The organism is Hydrogenophaga pseudoflava (genome assembly GCF_004353865.1).
Classification (GTDB): domain Bacteria; phylum Pseudomonadota; class Gammaproteobacteria; order Burkholderiales; family Burkholderiaceae_C; genus Hydrogenophaga; species Hydrogenophaga pseudoflava.
Window position 1 is genome coordinate 310182 of sequence record NZ_CP037867.1, and the last position, 18451, is coordinate 328632.

Annotated in this window: 17 protein-coding genes and 1 pseudogene; 9 read left to right on the forward strand and 9 right to left on the reverse strand. The window is 68.3% G+C overall.

The window, feature by feature from the left end; all coding sequences use genetic code 11:
- Position 1 precedes the first annotated feature (1 nt).
- Both HPF_RS01540 and HPF_RS01545 read left to right on the forward strand, forming a co-directional pair.
- A pseudogene (locus tag HPF_RS01540) lies at positions 2 to 1344 on the forward strand (sensor histidine kinase).
- 25 nt (positions 1345 to 1369) lie between these two features.
- A complete protein-coding gene (locus HPF_RS01545) occupies positions 1370 to 2128 on the forward strand; it encodes a sulfite exporter TauE/SafE family protein (protein ID WP_066159918.1) in 759 nt (252 codons plus the stop codon).
- 4 nt (positions 2129 to 2132) lie between these two features.
- On the opposite strand, the gene mrdA is transcribed toward HPF_RS01545, so the two are convergent.
- From mrdA to HPF_RS01565, 4 genes are read right to left on the reverse strand one after another with little or no spacing between them, the layout of a single operon-like run.
- On the reverse strand, positions 2133 to 4082 hold the full coding sequence (mrdA, locus tag HPF_RS01550; RefSeq protein ID WP_066159921.1) for a penicillin-binding protein 2: 1950 nt from the start codon (positions 4080 to 4082) through the stop codon (positions 2133 to 2135).
- A 1-nt stretch (position 4083) separates the two neighbouring features.
- Complete coding sequence (gene mreD, locus HPF_RS01555) at positions 4084 to 4614, reverse strand: rod shape-determining protein MreD (protein WP_066159924.1); 531 nt, start codon at positions 4612 to 4614, stop codon at positions 4084 to 4086.
- Positions 4611 to 5558, reverse strand: a complete 948-nt coding sequence (gene mreC / locus HPF_RS01560; protein WP_066159927.1) for a rod shape-determining protein MreC — start codon at positions 5556 to 5558, stop codon at positions 4611 to 4613. Before mreC ends, mreD begins: the two co-directional genes overlap by 4 nt.
- Positions 5559 to 5600: 42 nt before the next feature.
- Complete coding sequence (locus HPF_RS01565) at positions 5601 to 6644, reverse strand: rod shape-determining protein (protein ID WP_066159930.1); 1044 nt, start codon at positions 6642 to 6644, stop codon at positions 5601 to 5603.
- Between the two features lie 266 nt (positions 6645 to 6910).
- On the opposite strand from HPF_RS01565, the gene gatC reads away from it, so the two are divergent.
- Genes gatC through gatB form a run of 3 tightly spaced genes read left to right on the forward strand, consistent with a single transcriptional unit; the run spans position 6911 to position 10166 of the window.
- A complete protein-coding gene (gene gatC / locus HPF_RS01570) occupies positions 6911 to 7210 on the forward strand; it encodes an Asp-tRNA(Asn)/Glu-tRNA(Gln) amidotransferase subunit GatC (RefSeq protein WP_066159933.1) in 300 nt (99 codons plus the stop codon).
- Complete coding sequence (gene gatA / locus HPF_RS01575) at positions 7207 to 8703, forward strand: Asp-tRNA(Asn)/Glu-tRNA(Gln) amidotransferase subunit GatA (RefSeq protein ID WP_133155559.1); 1497 nt, start codon at positions 7207 to 7209, stop codon at positions 8701 to 8703. Before gatC ends, gatA begins: the two co-directional genes overlap by 4 nt.
- A gap of 2 nt (positions 8704 to 8705) precedes the next feature.
- Positions 8706 to 10166, forward strand: coding sequence for an Asp-tRNA(Asn)/Glu-tRNA(Gln) amidotransferase subunit GatB (gatB, locus tag HPF_RS01580; RefSeq protein WP_133155560.1), 1461 nt, complete (start codon positions 8706 to 8708; stop codon positions 10164 to 10166).
- Positions 10167 to 10198: 32 nt separating this feature from the next.
- Here the strand turns inward: gatB and HPF_RS01585 are convergent, their stop codons facing one another.
- Both HPF_RS01585 and pyrE read right to left on the reverse strand, forming a co-directional pair.
- On the reverse strand, positions 10199 to 10864 hold the full coding sequence (locus HPF_RS01585) for a DUF4124 domain-containing protein (RefSeq protein WP_133155561.1): 666 nt from the start codon (positions 10862 to 10864) through the stop codon (positions 10199 to 10201).
- Positions 10865 to 10873: 9 nt separating this feature from the next.
- Positions 10874 to 11590 carry an orotate phosphoribosyltransferase gene (gene pyrE, locus HPF_RS01590; protein WP_066159945.1) on the reverse strand — a complete coding sequence of 239 codons (717 nt, stop codon included), beginning with the start codon at positions 11588 to 11590 and terminating at the stop codon, positions 10874 to 10876.
- Positions 11591 to 11600: 10 nt separating this feature from the next.
- On the opposite strand from pyrE, the gene HPF_RS01595 reads away from it, so the two are divergent.
- The 3 genes from HPF_RS01595 to HPF_RS01605 all read left to right on the forward strand — a co-directional run bounded on the left by HPF_RS01595 (position 11601) and on the right by HPF_RS01605 (position 14239).
- A complete protein-coding gene (locus HPF_RS01595) occupies positions 11601 to 12392 on the forward strand; it encodes an exodeoxyribonuclease III (protein WP_133155562.1) in 792 nt (263 codons plus the stop codon).
- A gap of 203 nt (positions 12393 to 12595) precedes the next feature.
- Positions 12596 to 13537: a LysR substrate-binding domain-containing protein gene (locus HPF_RS01600; protein WP_133155563.1), complete on the forward strand. Its 942-nt coding sequence runs from the start codon at positions 12596 to 12598 to the stop codon at positions 13535 to 13537.
- Between the two features lie 63 nt (positions 13538 to 13600).
- Positions 13601 to 14239: an MBL fold metallo-hydrolase gene (locus tag HPF_RS01605; protein ID WP_133155564.1), complete on the forward strand. Its 639-nt coding sequence runs from the start codon at positions 13601 to 13603 to the stop codon at positions 14237 to 14239.
- 24 nt (positions 14240 to 14263) lie between these two features.
- Here HPF_RS01605 and HPF_RS01610 read toward each other — a convergent pair whose 3' ends face one another.
- Both HPF_RS01610 and HPF_RS01615 read right to left on the reverse strand, forming a co-directional pair.
- Complete coding sequence (locus HPF_RS01610; RefSeq protein ID WP_066159958.1) at positions 14264 to 14500, reverse strand: hypothetical protein; 237 nt, start codon at positions 14498 to 14500, stop codon at positions 14264 to 14266.
- A gap of 47 nt (positions 14501 to 14547) precedes the next feature.
- Positions 14548 to 15402, reverse strand: coding sequence for a M48 family metallopeptidase (locus tag HPF_RS01615; protein WP_133155565.1), 855 nt, complete (start codon positions 15400 to 15402; stop codon positions 14548 to 14550).
- Positions 15403 to 15472: 70 nt separating this feature from the next.
- Here HPF_RS01615 and HPF_RS01620 point away from each other — a divergent pair, with 70 nt between their 5' ends.
- Entirely contained in the window at positions 15473 to 16888 is a 1416-nt protein-coding gene (locus tag HPF_RS01620; protein ID WP_133155566.1) for an AmpG family muropeptide MFS transporter, read from the forward strand.
- On the opposite strand, the gene HPF_RS01625 is transcribed toward HPF_RS01620, so the two are convergent.
- Positions 16854 to 18401 (reverse strand): class I adenylate-forming enzyme family protein, encoded by a 1548-nt coding sequence (locus tag HPF_RS01625; protein ID WP_133155567.1) that lies wholly within the window; start codon positions 18399 to 18401, stop codon positions 16854 to 16856. The two genes, HPF_RS01620 and HPF_RS01625, sit on opposite strands and share 35 nt — an antisense overlap.
- Positions 18402 to 18451 lie beyond the last annotated feature (50 nt).

Below are 18451 nucleotides of genomic sequence, written 5' to 3' on the forward strand. Positions count from 1 at the left end.
GATGAGCAAGGCCCGCGCCCCCAGCCCGCTGCCCACCGCGCCCATGGAGGGCGTGGACGAATCGACCTGGCTGGACGTGATCCAGAAGATGGACGAGGTCTACACCCGGCTGATCGACGACGAGGTCGAGCTGGAGAAGAAGAACAGCGAACTGGAGCAGTCGCAGCAGTTCATCTTCAGCGTGCTCAGTGCCATGTCGGACGTGCTCATCGTCTGCGACGAGCGCGGCCTGATCGAGCAGACCAACGCCGCGCTGTGCGAGCTGGTGGGCCGGCGCGAGGAACAGCTGCGCGGCAGCGGCCTGGCCGATCTGCTGGCCGATGAGGCCAGCGTGCAGGCGGCGCGCGCCGCCATGGACCGCGGCGAGGCGCCGCACGGCGGCCAGGGCATCGAGCTCAACCTGCTGGACCGGCAAGGCCAGCCGGTGCCGGTGGATGCGAACTGCACGCCGCGCATTGGCGCCAACGGCAAGCGCCTGGGCACGGTCTGGGTCGGTCGGCCCACGGCCGAGCTCAAGCGCGCCTACCACGAGATGCGCGCCGCGCACGAGGCCCTCAAGCGCACCCAGCAGCAGCTGCTGCATTCGGAGAAGATGGCCTCGCTGGGCCAGCTGGTGGCGGGTGTGGCGCACGAGCTGAACAACCCGATCAGCTTCGTGCTGGGCAACGTGCATGCGCTCAACAAATACAGCCAGCGCCTGCGCAGCTACATCGCCGCCTTTCACGCCCACGAGCCCGAAGCCGTGCTGCAGCAGCAGCGCGAGAAGCTGCGCATCGACCACCTGCTGGCCGACCTGCCGTCGCTGATCGACGGCACGCTCGAAGGCGCGCAGCGCACCGCCGACATCGTGCACGGCCTCAAGCGCTTCTCGGCCATGGACCCGGAGGAGCGCAAGCCGGTGAACCTGGTCGAGGTGATCGAGCGCGCCATCCACTGGGTGCAGAAGGGCCGTGCGGTGCCCGTGCCGGTGCGCTGGGCACCGGCACGGGCACCGTGCTGGGCAGCGCTGGCCAGTTGCAGCAGGTGATGATGAACCTGCTGCAGAACGCCTTCGACGCGCTGTCGTCGGTGCACGAGCCCATGGTCTGGGTGGAGATGGGTTGCCCCGGCGAAGCGGACCCGCCCACGGTGCGGGTGACGGTGCGCGACAACGGCCCTGGCATCCCGCCCGAGCACCTGCTGCGCATCTTCGACCCCTTCTTCACCACCAAGCCGGTGGGCAAGGGCACCGGTCTGGGCCTGTCGATCAGCTACGGCATCGTCGAGCAGCACGGCGGGAGCCTGACCGCGCGCAACGCCGAGGGCGGCGGGGCCGAGTTCGTGCTCGAGTTGCCGCGGGCCTGATCGGACCGGCGGCGACAATCGCCGCATGGAGATCTTTCTTGTTTCGCTGGCCTCGCTGTTCGCCGGCTTCGTCGATTCGATCGTGGGCGGTGGTGGCCTGATCCTCACGCCCACCCTGTTCGCGATCTTTCCCACCACCCACCCGGCCACGCTGTTCGGCGTCAACAAGAGCGCGTCGATCTGGGGCACGGCGGCCGCCGCCGCGCAGTACGCGCAGCGCGTGCAGATGCCCTGGCATGCGCTGCTGCCCGCGGTCGCCGTGTGTTTTGCCGGGGCCATGGCGGGCGCCTGGACGGTGACGGTGATCTCGCCGGAGTTCCTGCGCAAGGCGCTGCCGCTGATCCTGCTGCTGGTGCTGGGCTACACCCTGATGCGCAAGGACCTGGGGCGTCACCACACACCGCGCTTCACGGCGCGCGGCGAGATGCTGGCGGCCTGCACGCTGGGCCTGCTGATCGGTTTCTACGATGGCTTCTTCGGCCCGGGCACCGGCAGCTTCTTCGTCTTCCTGTTCGTGCGCTGGCTGGGCTACGACTTCCTGCACGCCAGCGCCAGCGCCAAGCTGCTCAACACCGCGTCCAACCTCGCGGCGCTGATCCTGTTCTCGCTCAAGGGCCACATCTGGTGGCACTACGTGCTGCCGCTGGCGGCGGCCAACGTGATCGGCAGCCTGCTGGGCACGCGGCTGGCGCTCAAGCACGGCAGCGGCTTCGTGCGCGTGGCCTTCATCGTGGTGGTCAGCGCGCTGATCCTCAAGACCAGCTACGACGCCTGGCTCCGCTGAAGCCTCAGGGGCTGTCCCAGGGCACCTCGCTGGCCTTGAGCGGCGTGCCGATGGGCGGGCCGGCTTCTCCCTTCTGCACCGCGGCCAGGTCCTGCGGGTTCGGGTACTGGTCCATCAGCAGGTAGTCGAACACGCGCCGCGCGATCGGCGCCGCAGCGGCCGCGCCGAAGCCCGCGTTCTCGACCACCACGGCCAGCGCCACGGTGGGGTTCTCCAGGGGCGCGAAGGCCAGGTAGAGCGAGTGGTCGCGCTGGTGTTCTTCGAGTTTGCGGGCGTCGTAGCGGTCCTTCTGGCCAATGGTCACCGCCTGGGCCGTGCCGGTCTTGCCACCGCTGAGGTAGCCGGCACCGGCGAACACCCGCGTCGACGTGCCTTCGACAGTGACACCGTGCATGGCGCGCAGCACGGTGTCGATGTTCTGGCGCTTGAACCCCAGGTTGACTTCGGCGGGCGTGGGCAGGGGCGTGCGCTCGCGCGTCAGCACGTTCTCGGTGGCCAGCGTCAGGTGGGGCGTGCGCTTGATGCCGCCGCCCGCCAGCGTGGCCATGGCGTGGGCCAGCTGCAGCATGGTGAAGTTGTTGTAGCCCTGGCCGATGCCCAGCGAGATGGTTTCGCCCGGGTACCACTTCTGCTGCTCGGGCCGCTTGTAGGTCTTGCGCTTCCACTCCTGGTTGGGCAGCACGCCGCGCACCTCGCCCTTGAGGTCGATGCCGGTGATCTGGCCGAAGCCCAGCGGCGCCATGAAGTCGTGCATGGCCTCCACACCCATCTCGTTGGCCAGCGAGTAGTAGTAGACGTTGCTCGACTTGACGATGCTGCGGTGCATGTCGACCGCGCCCAGGCCGCCGTCGCCGTGGCTGCGGAAGCGGTGGTTGCCGAACATCCAGTAGCCCGGGTCGTTGATGACGGAGCTCGCGCTGCGGGTGCCGGTTTCCAGTGCGCCCAGGGCCATGAAGGGCTTGTATGTGGAGCCGGGCGGGTAGGTGCCGCGCAGGGCGCGGTTGAGCAGGGGTTTGTCCAGCGACTCGTTGAGCGCTTTCCAGCTTTCCGAGTCGATGCCTTCGACGAACAGGTTGGGGTCGAAGGTCGGTTTGGAGACGAAGGCCAGCACCTCGCCGTTGCGCGGGTCGATGGCCACCAGCGCGCCACGGCGCTCGCCGAACATGTCCTCCACCAGCTTCTGCAGCTTGATGTCGATCGACAGGACCACGGTGTTGCCCGGGGTGGCCGGCGTGTTGGCCAGCGAACGCACGGCGCGGCCGCCGGCCGAGGTCTCGACGCGGTCGAAACCGGTGACGCCGTGCAACTCGCGCTCGTACTGCTGCTCGGTGCCCAGCTTGCCGATGTGGTCGGTGCCGCGGTAGTTGGCCTGGTCTTCTTCCGGCCACTCCTCGATGCTTTCCTTCTCCCGCTGGTTGATGCGGCCGATGTAGCCGATCACATGGCTGGCGACCTCGCCATGGGGGTAGTGGCGGATCAGGCGCGCGCGCACATCCACCCCGGGAAAACGGTAGCGCTGCGCGGTGAAGCGGGCGACCTCGTCGTCGGTCAGGCGGGTGCGGATGGGCAGCGAATCGAAGCGCCGCGACTCTTCGAGCAGCTTGCGGAAGCGCCGCTTGTCGCGCGGCTGGATGTCGACCAACTCGCCCAGCGCCTCGATGGTGCCGTCCAGGTCCTCGACCTTGGAGGGGGTGATCTCCAGCGTGTAGGCCGAGAAGTTGGTGGCCAGCACGCGGCCGTGCCGGTCCAGGATCTGCCCGCGGTTGGGCACCACCGGCAGCACCGCGGTGCGGTTGCTCTCGGCCTGGGCGTCGAGCTCGTCGTGGCGCAGCACCTGCAGGTAGACCATGCGCGCGGCCAGCAGGCCGAACGCAAACAGCACCGCCAGCCCCGCCACCACCACCCGGGTGCGGAACTGCGCCAGGTCGGCTTCGACATTGCGAAGTTCGGTCATGTCAGAGGGGGCGGTTGTCGTCCGGGTCCGGTGCGCGGCGCTGTGGCGCCAGCAGCAGCACCGAGGCCACTGGCCACAGCGCGGCTTCGATCACCGGCGCCAGCAGGTGGCTCCAGCTCGGAAAGCCGTCGCCGGCGATCAGCCGCACCAGCCACTCCAGCGCGTGCACCGCGAAGAACAGCGGCAGCACCTGCACCGCCTGCGTCGGCACGTCGAACCACAGCAGGCGCCGGTGCATGAACACCGCGAAGTAGCCGAGCACGGTGTAGGCCAGGGCGTGCTGGCCCAGCAGGGCGCCCTGGTGCACGTCGATCACCAGACCGAAGAAGAAGGCCGTGCCCACACCGATGCGCAGCGGCTGGTGCACGCTCCAGAACACCAGGGCCACGACCAGCAGGTCCGGCGTCCAGGCGGCGCGGCCCCACAGGCCCATGTTCATGAGGATGTTGATCAGCAGCGCACCGATCAGGCTGCTCCAGATGAACACCGGGTTGGCCGGCAGCAGCAGCTGCTGCCCGGGGCGCATGATCATGGCGACCTCCCGCGGTCGGATGGGGTGGCCGCGACCGGGGGCGCTCCCTTGCCGGCAGCGGCCGGGCCTGCTGGCGGCGCGGGCAGCGACTGCCCCACGGGCGTGAGCACCAGCACATGCAGCACCCCCTGCATGCGGGCCACCGGCGCGCAGTTGATGCGGGTGAACGAGGACTCGGCGCGGCGTTCGACCTTGGTGATGCGCCCCACCGGCAGGCCCGCCGGGTAGACCCCGTCGACGCCGCTGGTGGTCAGGAGGTCGCCCTCGTTGATGTCGGCGTTGGCCAGCGTGTAGCGCAGCTCCAGCCCATCGCCGTCTTCGCCGGGCTGACCATAGACCACACTGCGCACACCAGTGCGGGTGTTGAGCACCGGGATGGCCTGGTCGCGGTCGATCAGCATCGTGACCTCGGACACCAGGGGGTAGACGCGCGTGACCTGGCCCAGCACGCCGCTGTCGTCGATCACGGGCGATCCCGGCACGATGCCATGGGTCTGGCCGCGGTCGATGACCACCTTGCGCGAATAGGGGTCGGCGGCGTCGTAGAGCACCTGTGCGCCGGTGGCGGGCGTGGTGATGCGCTCGCGCATCACCAGCAGTTCGCGCAGGCGCTGGTTCTCCAGGGTCAGTTGCTCGACCTGCAGCGCTCGCTCGGCCTGGGTCGCGAGTTGCGTGCGTGCGTCGGACGCCACCTGCTCGGCGGCGTGCAGGCTGGTGAAGTAGCCGCCGGCCTGGCGGGCGGCGTCCACCGGCTGCATCACCAGCCACTGCACCGGGTACAGGGCCGTGGCGAGCGCCGCGCGCAGCGGCATGGTGATCTGGAAACGGGTGTCCGCGACCATCAGGAACAGCGCGACCGCGCTGAACACCATGAGCTTGGACAGGGCCGACGGCCCCTGTTTGAAAAACGGGGGCGGGGTGCGGTCCAGGGTGCCCAGTGGCATGGCGGGATGGGCTCTCGACGGGGCCGGTGATCCGGCGCGCGCTTATTCGCTGGTGAAGATGGTGCCCAGGCGCTCCATGCGCTCCAGGGCCATGCCGCAGCCGCGCACCACGCAGGTCAGTGGCTCTTCGGCCACCAGCACCGGCAGGCCGGTTTCTTCGGCCAGCAGGCGGTCCAGGTCGCGCAGCAGGGCGCCACCGCCGGTGAGCATCATGCCGCGCTCGGCGATGTCGGCGCCGAGCTCGGGGGGGGTCTGCTCCAGGCCCATCTTGACCGCCGAGACGATGTTGTTGAGCGGGTCGGTCAGTGCCTCAAGGATTTCGTTGCTGGAGATGGTGAAGCTGCGCGGCACTCCCTCGGAGAGGTTGCGGCCCTTGACTTCCATTTCCTTGACTTCGCTGCCCGGGAAGGCCGAGCCGATGTTCTTCTTGATGGCTTCGGCGGTGGGTTCACCGATCAGCATGCCGTAGTTGCGGCGGATGTAGGCAATGATCGCGTCGTCGAAGCGGTCACCGCCCACGCGCACGCTGCCCTTGTAGACCATGCCGCCCAGCGAGATCACGCCGACTTCGGTGGTGCCGCCGCCGATGTCGACCACCATGGAGCCCGAGGCGTCGGAGACCGGCAGGCCGGCGCCGATGGCCGCGGCCATGGGTTCTTCGATCAGGTAGACCTCGGAGGCGCCGGCACCCAGGGCGGATTCGCGGATGGCGCGGCGCTCGACCTGGGTCGAGCCGCAGGGCACACAGATGATGATGCGCGGGCTCGGCTTGAACATCGAGCGTGGGTGCACCATCTTGATGAACTGCTTGAGCATCTGCTCGGTGACGGTGAAGTCGGCGATCACGCCGTCCTTCATCGGGCGGATGGCCTCGATGTTGCCGGGCACCTTGCCCAGCATGGCCTTGGCTTCGTGGCCCACGGCCTGGATGGTCTTCTTGCCCTGGGGGCCGCCTTCGTGGCGGATCGAGACCACAGAAGGTTCGTCAAGGACGATGCCCTTGCCGCGAACGTAGATCAGGGTGTTGGCGGTGCCAAGGTCAATGGCCAGGTCGGTCGAGAAACTCCGACGGAACGCTTCAAACATGGTGCGAAAAATCCTGTGGGGCGCGACCGCCGCTTCGTGTGGCCGCCGCCGGGTGCGGGTCGGAGGAAATCCGGTTAAGTCCTTGATTCAGCGACAAAAACGGCCCGATGGGCGGTCGGGGTCGCCAAACCTTGGATAATACCGTATCCCCTGTGCATAACTGCGCGCAACGGGGGCGAAATCATCTCCTTTACAGGCCGTTTCAGCCGCCTTGCGGTTCGCCCGGGCCTGATTTCTTTCGACCGACCGTCCCGGAATTCCCCGTCATGTCCCTGACCCTGACCGACATCGGCCGCATCGCCAACCTGGCCCGGCTGGAAATGCCCCCGGCCCAGGCCGAGCGCATGCTCACCCAGCTCAATGGCTTCTTCGACATCGTCGAGCAGATGAAGGCGGTGGACACCACCGGCGTGGAGCCGCTGGCCCACCCGACCGCCGTCATCGACCACGTCAGCCTGCGGCTGCGTCCCGACGTGGCCAGCGAGCCCAACAACCGCGAGGCCAACCAGCGCAGCGCCCCTGCCGTCGAACGCGGCCTGTTCCTCGTGCCCAAGGTGATCGAATGAGCTCGAAGCAGATCCATGAAATGGGCGTGGCCGAACTGGCCACCGCCATTGCCGACAAGAAGACGTCCGCCGCTGAAGCCGCTCAGGCCCTGCTCGGCCGCGCGAAGCAGCATGAGAACCTGGGCGCCTATCTGGCCTTCAACGAAGACCTGACCCTGTCACAGGCGAAGTCCGCCGACGCGCGCATCGCGGCCGGCGAACGCGGCCCGTTGCTGGGTGTGCCGTTGGCGCACAAGGACATCTTCGTCACACAGGGCTTCCCCAGCACCGCGGGCAGCAAGATGCTGCAGGGTTACCAGAGCCCCTTCGACGCCACCGTGGTCGCCAAGCTCGCACAAGCCGGTGCCGTGACCCTGGGCAAGCTCAACTGCGACGAGTTCGCCATGGGCGGCAGCAACGAGAACTCCGCCTACGGCGTGGCCCGCAACCCCTGGGACATCGACCGTGTGCCGGGCGGCTCCTCGGGCGGCTCGGCCGTGGCGGTCGCCGCGCGCCTGGCGCCGGCCGTCACCGGCACCGACACCGGTGGCTCCATCCGTCAGCCGGCCAGCTTCTGCAACGTGACCGGCATCAAGCCCACCTACGGCCGCTGCTCGCGCTACGGCATGATCGCCTTCGCCTCCAGTCTGGACCAGGCCGGCCCGATGGCGCGCAGCGCCGCCGACTGCGCCATGCTGCTGACGGCCATGGCCGGCCCGGACATCGACCGCGACTCCACCAGCCTGGATCACCCGGCCGAGGACTACACCCGCCTGCTGGGCACCCCGCGCGAAGGCGCCAGCGCTGCCCAGCCGCTCAAGGGCCTGCGCATCGGTCTGCCCAGGGAGTTCTTCGGCGAAGGCTGTGCGCCCGATGTGGTCGCCGCCGTGCGCGCCGCGCTGAGCGAGTACGAAAAGCTCGGTGCCACGCTGGTCGACATCTCGCTGCCGCGCACCGAACTGTCGATCCCGGTCTACTACATCATCGCGCCGGCCGAGGCCTCGTCCAACCTCAGCCGTTTCGACGGCGTGAAGTTCGGCCACCGCGCTGCGCAGTACGACGACCTGATCGACATGTACAAGAAGTCGCGCAGCGAGGGCTTCGGCCCCGAGGTGCAACGCCGCATCATGATCGGCACCTACGTGCTGAGCCACGGCTACTACGATGCCTATTACCTCAAGGCGCAACAGATCCGTCGCCTGATCGCGCAGGACTTCCAGAACGCCTTCACCCAATGCGACGTGATCGCCGGCCCGGCCGCGCCCACCACCGCCTGGAAGATCGGTGAGATGAGCGACGACCCGGTCGCCAACTATCTGGCCGACATCTTCACGCTGCCGGCCTCGCTGGCCGGCCTGCCCGGCATGAGCGTGCCGGCGGGCTTCGGTTCGGGCCAACTGCCTGTGGGCCTGCAGCTGATCGGCAACTACTTCCAGGAAGCCGCGCTACTGCAAACCGCGCACGCTTTCCAGGAGGCCACCGACTGGCACACGAAAACGCCGGAGGGCTTCTGAACATGAGCAACCAGAAACAAGCTTCCCTGCTGGTGCAAGGTTACGAAGTCGTGATCGGCTTCGAGACCCACGCCCAGCTGGCCACGAACAGCAAGATCTTCAGCCGCGCGCCCACCGCCTTCGGTGCCGAGCCGAACACCCAGGCCTGCGCGGTGGACCTGGCGCTGCCGGGCACGCTGCCGGTGATGAACCGCGAGGCCGTGGCCTGCGCCATCCGCCTGGGTCTGGCGCTGGGCTCGCACATCGCCGAGCAGAGCGTGTTCGCACGCAAGAACTATTTCTACCCCGACCTGCCCAAGGGCTACCAGATCAGCCAGTTCGAGATCCCGGTGGTGCAGGGTGGCGAGGTGAGTTTTTTCCTCGGCGACGAGAAGAAGACCGTGCGCCTGGTGCGCGCCCACCTGGAAGAAGACGCGGGCAAGAGCCTGCACGAGGACTTCATCGGCCAGTCGGGCATCGACCTCAACCGCGCCGGCACGCCGCTGCTGGAGATCGTGACCGAGCCCGACATCCGCTCCAGCGCCGAGGCTGTGGCCTACGCCAAGGAGCTGCACAAGATCGTGACCTGGATCGGCATCTGCGACGGCAACATGCAGGAAGGTTCGTTCCGCTGCGACGCCAACGTCTCGGTGCGCAAGCCAGGCGCGCCGCTGGGCACGCGCCGCGAGATCAAGAACCTGAACTCGTTCAAGTTCATGCAGCAGGCCATCGACTACGAGGTGCGCTGGCAGATCGAACAGATCGAGGATGGCCACGCCATCCAGCAGGCCACGGTGCTGTTCGATCCCGACACGGGCGAAACCCGCGCCATGCGCACCAAGGAAGACGCGGCGGACTACCGCTACTTCCCCGATCCTGATCTGCCGCCGCTGGTGATCGCGCGTTCGTGGGTCGATGAGGTGAAGGCCAGCATGCCAGAGCTGCCGCGCCAGATGGCCGAGCGCCTGGTGGCCGACTACGGCCTGCCGGAATACGACGCCACCACGCTGACGCAGAGCCCGGCGATGGCAGCCTACTTCGAGACGGCGGCCAAGGCGTCCGGCCAGGCCAAGATGGCCAGCAACTGGATCATGGGCGAGGTCTCGCGCCGGCTGAACAACGAAGAGAAGGACATCGCCCAGGTGCCGGTGAGCGCCGACACGCTGGCCGCGCTGCTCAGGCGCATCGCCGACGGCACGGTGTCGAACAACGCCGCCAAACAGGTGATGGACGCGTTGTGGGCAGGCGAAGGCCAGGACGTGGACACCGTCATCGAAGCCAAGGGCCTCAAGCAGATGAACGACTCCGGCGCGCTGGAAAAGATCATCGACGAGGTCATGGCCGCCAACGCCCCGATGGTCGAGCAGTTCCGCGCCGGCAAGGACAAGGCCTTCAACGCGCTGGTGGGCCTGGTCATGAAGGCCAGCAAGGGCAAGGCCAACCCGCAGCAGGCCAACGAGCTGCTCAAGCAAAAGCTGGGTTGAGAAGGCTGCGCCGTGTCAGCGGCGCAGCGGAGTCACCGTTTCACCCAGAGCGTGCGCAGCTTGGCGAGCTCTTCGTCGAACCGGGCGTTGATTCGCTGCTTCTCCAGGTTCTGGTCGCTCAGGAAGCGGTTCTGCACCTGCACCTGCTGGGCGTTGTCTTCCAGTTTGCGCTGCAGCCAGGGCGGCGCCTTTTTGGGGTCGCCCTGATAGAACTCCAGCTCCTGGTCGATCTCCTGGCGCTGCCTGCCCAGTTCGGTCACGCGCTTTTTCACCGCCTCGATGACCTCGTCGATCTGCTTGAGCGCTTCGGCACGCTCCTTGTCGTGCATGGCCTGGTTGGGGTAGCGGATCAGCAGGGCCCGCTCGCGCCGCCGCTCTTCGGCGATCCGCGAGCGCTCCAGCTCTTCCGCCCGGCGCTGCTCCTCAAGGCGGGCCCTTTCTTCGGCCGTGTAGCTGGGCGGCACGACCCGCCGGACCGTGCCCGAGGCGCCCAGTTCCTTCTGTTCCCGGTCCAGGCAGTCAACGATGGGGCGGTCCGAGGTGAGTCGTCGCCCCTTGCTGTCCACACAGCTGTAGATGCCGCCGCTGTTCTTCTCCTGGGCCATCGCCAACGGAGGCATCAGTGCCAGCAACAGCAGGCCCGCACTGGTCAGGCAGTGGCTACATGCAGTGGCGGCGATGGGCACAGATCGGATCAAGGCGTTTCCTCAGGCAACGCCGTAGCGTTCGCGGTAGGCCAGCACGCGGTCCCGGTGCTGGTTCAGTTCGGCACCTGTATGGCCCGTCAGATACTGCAGCAAATCCTCCAACCTCGCAATGGCGCAGACCTTGAGACCGAGGGCGTTCTGCACATACTGCACGGCGCTGTGGTCCACATCCCGCACGCTGCCGTCGGCGGCTTTCTCGGTGGCTTTCTCCTGCCGGTCCAGTGCGATGGCCACGGCGTGCGCGGTGGCGCCGGCGGCCTGGATCAGGGCGATTGATTCGCGCGCGGCGGTGCCGGCGCTCATCACGTCGTCGACGATCAGCACCCGGCCCTTGAGCGGCGCACCGACCAGCGTGCCGCCTTCGCCGTGGTCCTTGGCTTCCTTGCGGTTGTAGGCAAACGGCACATTGCGACCCAGGCGGGCCAGCTCGATGGCCACGGCGGCGCCCAGCGGGATGCCCTTGTAGGCGGGGCCGAAGATCATGTCGAACTCAATGCCACTGGCGATCAGGGCCTGTGCATAGAATTGCGCGAGCCGGCCGAGCTTGGCGCCGTCGTCGAACAGTCCGGCGTTGAAGAAGTAGGGCGACAGGCGGCCGGCCTTGGTCTTGAACTCGCCAAAGCGCAACACGCCCGAGTCCACGCAGAACTGCACGAAGTCCTGCGCCAGCGAATCCTTTTTTGCACCGGCGCCCACGGCGCCCGCATCCAACGACATGGGGAAATCCTTGTTCAAACTGACCAGCCTCAACCTCAACGGCATCCGTTCGGCCAGCAACAAAGGGCTGGAAACCTGGCTCGCCGGGCATGCGCCGGATTGTATTTGCGTGCAGGAGGTCAAGGCCCAGGCCGCCGACGTAGCCGGTCGGTTCGAAGAGATGGTCGGCCTCAAGGGGCACTTCCATTTCGCGGAGAAGAAGGGCTACTCGGGCGTGGCGGTCTACACCCGGCACGAGCCGAGTGACGTGGTCATTGGCTTCGATGGCGGCGAGTTCGACGCCGAAGGGCGTTGGGCCGAGCTGCGCTTCGACACCCCCAAGCGCAAGTTCTCGGTCATCAGCGTGTACTTTCCCAGCGGTTCGTCCGGTCCCGAGCGGCAGGAGGCCAAGTACCGCTTTCTGGACCTGGTGTACCCGCACCTGATGGCGCTGAAACAGAAGCGCGAGTTCGTGATCTGCAGCGACGTCAACATCGCGCACCAGGAAAAAGACCTGAAGAACTGGCGCAGCAATCAGAAGAACAGCGGCTTCCTGCCCGAAGAGCGCGCCTGGATGACGAAGCTGCTGAACGAGGGCGGGCTGATCGACGTCTACCGCCGGCTGCAGCCCGACACCACCGACACCTGCTACACATGGTGGAGCAACCGGGGTCAGGCCTATGCCAACAACGTGGGGTGGCGGCTGGACTACCACCTGGCGACCCCGGCGTTCGCCGAGACGGCGCGCAGCGAGGCGATCTACAAGGGCGAGAAGTTCAGCGACCACGCCCCGATCACCATCGAATACGACTTCCAGCTCTGAGCCGCTGCTCAAAACCCTGGGCCACACCGCCGGTGAGCGGTGCTGCGGACGACCGTGCCGGCCGGGTGGGGCGCTGACTGACCGCTTGTGGCGGGCAGGACGGTGGTCCGCTGGGGTGGGTGTATTGAACGCGGGCCAGGGTCATCTGTCCAATACAGAGCATTCACACTACCATCTCGAAAACAGATGGATTGGTGCTTGCGATGGAACTCAGACAGTTGCGCTATTTCGTGGCGATCGCCGACAGTGGCAGCGTCACCAAGGCGGCCGAGCGCGTGTTCGTGGCGCAGTCGGCGCTGAGCCACCAGCTCGCGCAGCTGGAGGCGGAGCTGGGGGTCAGCCTGTTCGAGCGCTCACGCCGCGGGGTCGGCCTGACCGAGGCCGGGCAGCGGTTTTTCCCGCACGCCGTGTCGATCCTGCGCCAGGCCGAGGAGGCCGTGGCCAGTGCCCGCAGCACCCGCCAGGAGCCCGAAGGCACGGTGGTGTTCGGCCTGCCGCACAGCGCCTCCAGCGCCTTGGCGCTGCCGCTGCTGCGCGAGGTGAGGCAGCGCTTTCCCCGGGTGACGCTGGAGCTGACCGAGGAACTGACCGGGAACCTCTCGCGCCAGCTGCGCACCGGCCAGATCCAGCTGGCGGTGCTGTTCGACGATGGCCAGCTCGGGGGCTTTTCGGTGAGCCCTGTGCTGAGCGAGCAGCTCTGCCTGATCGAGCCGGCCAGCGCGCCCCGGCCCGGGCGCCGGGGCCGCACGCTGACCCTCCAGCAGGCACTGGCGCAGCCGCTGATCCTGCCGGCCAGTCCGCACGGTGTGCGCCCGATCATCGAGGCCGCGGCGGCCGCCGCAGGCTTGCCGCCACCGCGGGTCGAGGCGGACATCAGTTCGATCAGCATCCTGCGCACCACGTTGCTGGCCGGCCTGGGTCGCACGCTGCTGCCGGTCATGCCCCTGCAAGCCGACATCGACGCGGGCCTGCTGCGCGCCACGCCGGTGGGCCATCCGCCCCTGGAGCGGGTGTTGGCGGTGTGCAGTTCGGCGCACATTCCCCGCTCCACGGCCTGCCAGGCGGTGGCCGCACTGGCCGTGGCGACCATGCAGCAGCTTTGTCGTCAGGGGCAATGGGTGGGTGCCCGGTCCCTGGTTCGTTGATGGGAGTGAAGGAGAATCCGGGGCTTGGCCGTCACCCCAACGTCTTTGCGATGCCGACCCACCATGTTCCGTTACCAGACCATTCCCGTCACCGCCTTTGCCCAGAACTGCTCCATCGTCTGGTGCGATGAAACCCGCGACGCCGCCGTGATCGATCCGGGCGGCGACCTCGACCGCCTGGTCGACGCGGCGAAGCAGCTGGGCGTCGCGCTCAAGGCCATCTGGCTGACCCATGCCCACATCGACCACGCGGGCGGCACGGCCGAGCTGGCCGGACGGCTGAACCTGCCCATCATCGGCCCTCACCCGGGCGACCAGTTCTGGATCGACGGCCTGCCCCAGCAGAGCCGGATGTTCGGCTTCCCGCCAGCGGGCCATTTCACGCCGACGCGCTGGCTGGCCGACGGCGACACGGTGCAGATCGGGCGCTGCACGCTCAACGTGCGGCACTGCCCGGGCCACACGCCGGGCCACGTGGTGTTTCACTCGCCCGAGGCGCAGCGGGTCTTCGTCGGCGATGTTCTGTTTGCCGGCAGCATCGGCCGCACCGATTTCCCGCAGGGCAATCACGCGCAGCTGATCGCCAGCATCAGGGACCGGCTCTGGCCCATGGGGGACGACACGGTGTTCATCCCGGGGCACGGGCCGGAGAGCACGCTGGGCGAGGAGCGGCGTTTCAACCCGTACGTCAAGGCGGCCTGAACGGCCGGCCCGGACACCGCCCGCTCAGAGGCCGAGCAGCTTCTTCGCGTCGCCGAGGGCCTTCATGGACTCGTCGTGCTTGCCTTCCTTGTGCATCTTTTCTCCTTGCGCGCGCAAGGACTTCACCTTGTCCATGTCGGCCGCGGACAGGCTCGGGCTGGTGCCGAGCTTGGCATCGATCGCCTTCATTTCGTTGGGACAGTTGTGGGCAAAGGCCGCCGAGCAGAACAGCAGGGCGGACGCGGTCACCAGGGCTTTCATGGCGTGTCTCCTTCGGGTGGACGTCGGCAGTCGCCGACGGGCGGATGCTAGCCCCGCCGGGCCTGCTCGTACAGCCCTTGCACCTTCGGCACATTCGCCTGCAGCTGCCTGATGCGCTCCGGTCCGCTGGGGTGGGTGGAGAGGAAGGCAATGCCGTTGCCGCCGCCGGCCTTGGCCATCTTCTGCCAGAGGCTGACGCTGGCATTGGGCTGGTAGGCGCCGCGCGCCGCCAGCTCCAGGCCGACCAGATCGGCCTCGCTCTCGTCTTCGCGGCTGAACTTGAGCGTCAGCAGCTGCGAGCCCATGTCGGCGGCGACCGCGCCCAGGTTGCCCAGGCCCAGGAGTTCGGCGCCCAGGCGCAGACCGAGGTTGGTGGCGCTGCTTTTTGCCAGGCGTTCTCGCGCGTGTTCGCGCAGCGCATGGGCCATTTCGTGGCCCATGATCATCGCCGTCTCGTCGTCGGTGAGCTGCAGCTTGTTCAGGATGCCGGTGTAGAAGGCGATCTTGCCGCCGGGCAGGCAGAAGGCGTTGATCTGGTCGCTGTTGATCAGCGCCACCTGCCACTGCCAGTCCTTCGCCCGCGGGTTCCAGGCGGCGGTGAACGGAATGATCTTCTTGGCAATGACGTGCAGGCGTTTGGTCTGCGGGTGGTCCGCGGGCATCAGTGCGTTCTGCTTCTTCGCCTCCTGGACCGTGGCCACGAACTGCTGGGCGCCGGCTTTTTCAATCGTTTCGGCGGGCACCAGCTTGCGCATGCCCGACGCCTTGCCGACGTCGACCTGGGCCATGGCCGGTGCGGCCGCCGCCGCGGACGCGGCGAGCAGGAAGGCGCGCCGGGCCTGCCAGGGACCGGCGGCCGGGGCATCGGGGGAGCGCTGTTTGAGGTCGCAGAGAAAGCACATGGGCCAATAATAGGCAAAGCCCCCGTCGCCTGCCACGGGTCCGCCGCTTGGCCTCGCGCCCACCCTGTTCATGAACCAGCCATCCGTCACGCCAGCGTCGCCCGACACCCACGCCACCACCCCCCGCCCCAGCTGGGGCGAAACCCTCAAGGCCTATCTGGAACCGGCCAGCCTGCGCATGTTCGCGCTCGGGTTTTCGGCTGGTCTGCCGCTGCTGCTGGTGCTGGGCACGCTGAGCTTCCGCCTGCGCGAGGCGGGGCTGGACCGCACCACCATCGGTTACCTGAGCTGGGTCGGACTTGCATACGGTTTCAAATGGGTCTGGTCGCCGCTGGTCGACCGGCTGCCGATCCCGCTGCTGACCCGCGCCATGGGCCGCCGCCGCAGCTGGCTGCTGTTGTCGCAACTCGCGATCATGGTGGCGCTGACGGGCATGGCGTTCGCTGATCCGCGCGCCCACCTGGACACGGTGGTCTGGTGCGCGCTCGCGGTTGCCTTCGCCTCGGCCACGCAGGACATCGCACTGGACGCCTACCGCATCGAGTCGGCCGACGCCGCCCACCAGGGCGCGCTGGCAGCGACCTACCAGACCGGCTACCGGCTGGCCATGATCTGGGCCGGTGCCGGCGTGCTCTGGCTGGCGGCGCGGGCCGAGGTGGCGCCTGCGGCGGCTGCGGTGGCGGGGGCTGTCGAAGCCGCCAAACCGGCGCCCGGCGCGCTCTACCAGAACGCCGCCTGGACCACGGCCTACCTCGTCATGGCGGCGAGCATGCTGGTGGGGGTGGTCACGGTGCTGTTCTCGCGCGAGCCGGCGCAGGTCGCGCTGCCGCCCAGCCGCAACGCGGCCGAGTGGTTCCGCGGCGCCTTCGTCGAACCGTTTGCCGATTTCCTCAAGCGCTACGGCACCCATGCCGTGCTGATCCTGGCGCTGATCGGCGTCTACCGCATCAGCGACGTGGTGATGGGCATCATGGCCAACCCGTTCTACGTGGACATGGGCTACACCAAGGACGAGGTGGCCGCGGTCACCAAGGTCTACGGCGTGATCATGACCCTGGTCGGCGCCTTTGTCGGCGGTGCGCTCTCGCTGCGGCTGGGCGTGATGCGGGTGCTGATGCTCGGCGCCATTCTCTCGGCCGCCAGCAACCTGCTGTTCGCCTGGCTGGCCGGGCACGGGCACGACGTGACCGCGCTGATTGCCGTGGTCTCCGCCGACAACCTGAGCGCGGGCGTGGCCTCGGCGGCCTTCATCGCCTACCTGTCGAGCCTGACCAACGTCAGCTACTCGGCCACGCAGTACGCGCTGTTCAGTTCCATGATGCTGCTCGCGCCCAAGTGGCTGGCGGGCTACTCCGGTGCCTTCGTCGACGCCTACGACTACCCGACCTTCTTCACCGCCACCGCGCTGCTTGGGCTGCCGGTGCTGGTGCTGATTTGGCTGGCCACACGCGTCAGTTCGCCGGCGGCGTCTCCAGCAACGCCTTGAGCGCGGCCTTCTGGACCTTGCCCAGCGCGGTGCGCGGCAGGGCCTCCAGCCGCACCCAGCGGCGCGGCCACTTGTAGCGCGCCAGCCGGCCGTCGAGGAAGGCGCGCAGCGGTGCGTCCCAGCCCTCCGCAGCGGCCGATGCGTCGCGCAGCACCACCACCGCCACCGCGACCTCCCCCCAGCGCGCGTCGGCCTGCCCGACCACGCTGCATTCGGCCACCGCCGGGTGGGTGGCGATCAGGTTTTCGATCTCGGCTGGGTAGATGTTCTCGCCGCCCGAAATGATCATGTCCTTGGCGCGGCCAACCACCGTGAAGCTGCCGTCCGCGGCCTGCTGCGCCAGGTCGCCGCTGTGGAAGAACCCGTCGGCGTCGAGGGCGGGCCGGTCGGGCCAGTAGGTCGCGACCACGTTGGGCGCGCGCACCGCGATCTCGCCGACCTGTCCAGCGGGCGCGGGCCGGCCGTCGAAGCCCAGCAGCCGGATGTCCACGCCCGGCGCCGGCCAGCCGCAGGAGCCGAGGTGGGTGGCGGCGTGCTCCGGTGGCAGGGCGATGGAGAACGGGCCGGTCTCGGTGCTGCCGTAGACATTGCTCACCGGCACGCCGCGCGCCATGAAGGCCTTGAGCGGCTCGGGTGGCAGCACCGAAGACCCGGCCCAGACCGTGCGCAGGCATGAGAGTTCGGTGGCGGTCCAGCCGGGGTGGGCGGTCAGCGCCTGCAGGGTGGCGGGCACCTGCAGCGTCAGGCTGGGTCGTTCCTCGGCAATGGCACGCAGCGTGGCCGTGGGGTCGAAGCGGCTGTGCAGCAGCACGGTGGCGCCGACCGAGAGCGCTGGCAGGGTCTGGATGCACAGGCCGCCCACGTGGAACAGCGGCAGCACGGTCAGCACCGTGTCCTCCGCCGTGAGGCCCTGCACCTGCGCGGCGATGGCCATGTTCGCGAGCAGGTTGCCCTGGGTGTGCACGGCGGCCTTGGGCGTGCCGGTAGTGCCCGAGGTATAGACCAGCAGCGCCGGGCGGTCCAGCGCCTCGGTCGGGGCTTCCGGCAGCAGGGTCGACGGCGCGCACGCTAGCAGGTGGTCGAGCGTCAGGTCGACCGGGCGACCGGGGCCGTCGCAGAGCACGCCCGCCGCCTCGTTGAACGAGGTGTCGTGCACCAGCAGCTTGGGCGTGCAGTCGTCCAGCACCGCGCTCCACTCGGCCACGGCCAGCCGCGTGTTCAGCGGCACCAGCACCGCTTCCAGGCGCCCGAGCGCGAACAGCGCGGCGATCAGTGCCGGGTGGTTCAAGCCCAGCCAGGCCACGCGGTCGCCCGGTAGCACACCCAGCACCATGAAGCAGCGGGCCAGCGTGTCGGCGACCGCGTTGAGCCGGGCGAAGCTCCAGTCGCTGCGGGTGTCCGTCGCGGTGTCGAGCCAGCGGATGGCCGGGGCGTCGGGCTGGGTCTGCACCAGACCGTGCAGCAGACCAGGCAGCGAGCGGGCGGGCAGGGCAGGGGCGTCGGGCGTGAACATGGCGGCAACTTTACGTGAGCGAGACAAACGGTTCACGCGCATGGGAGACC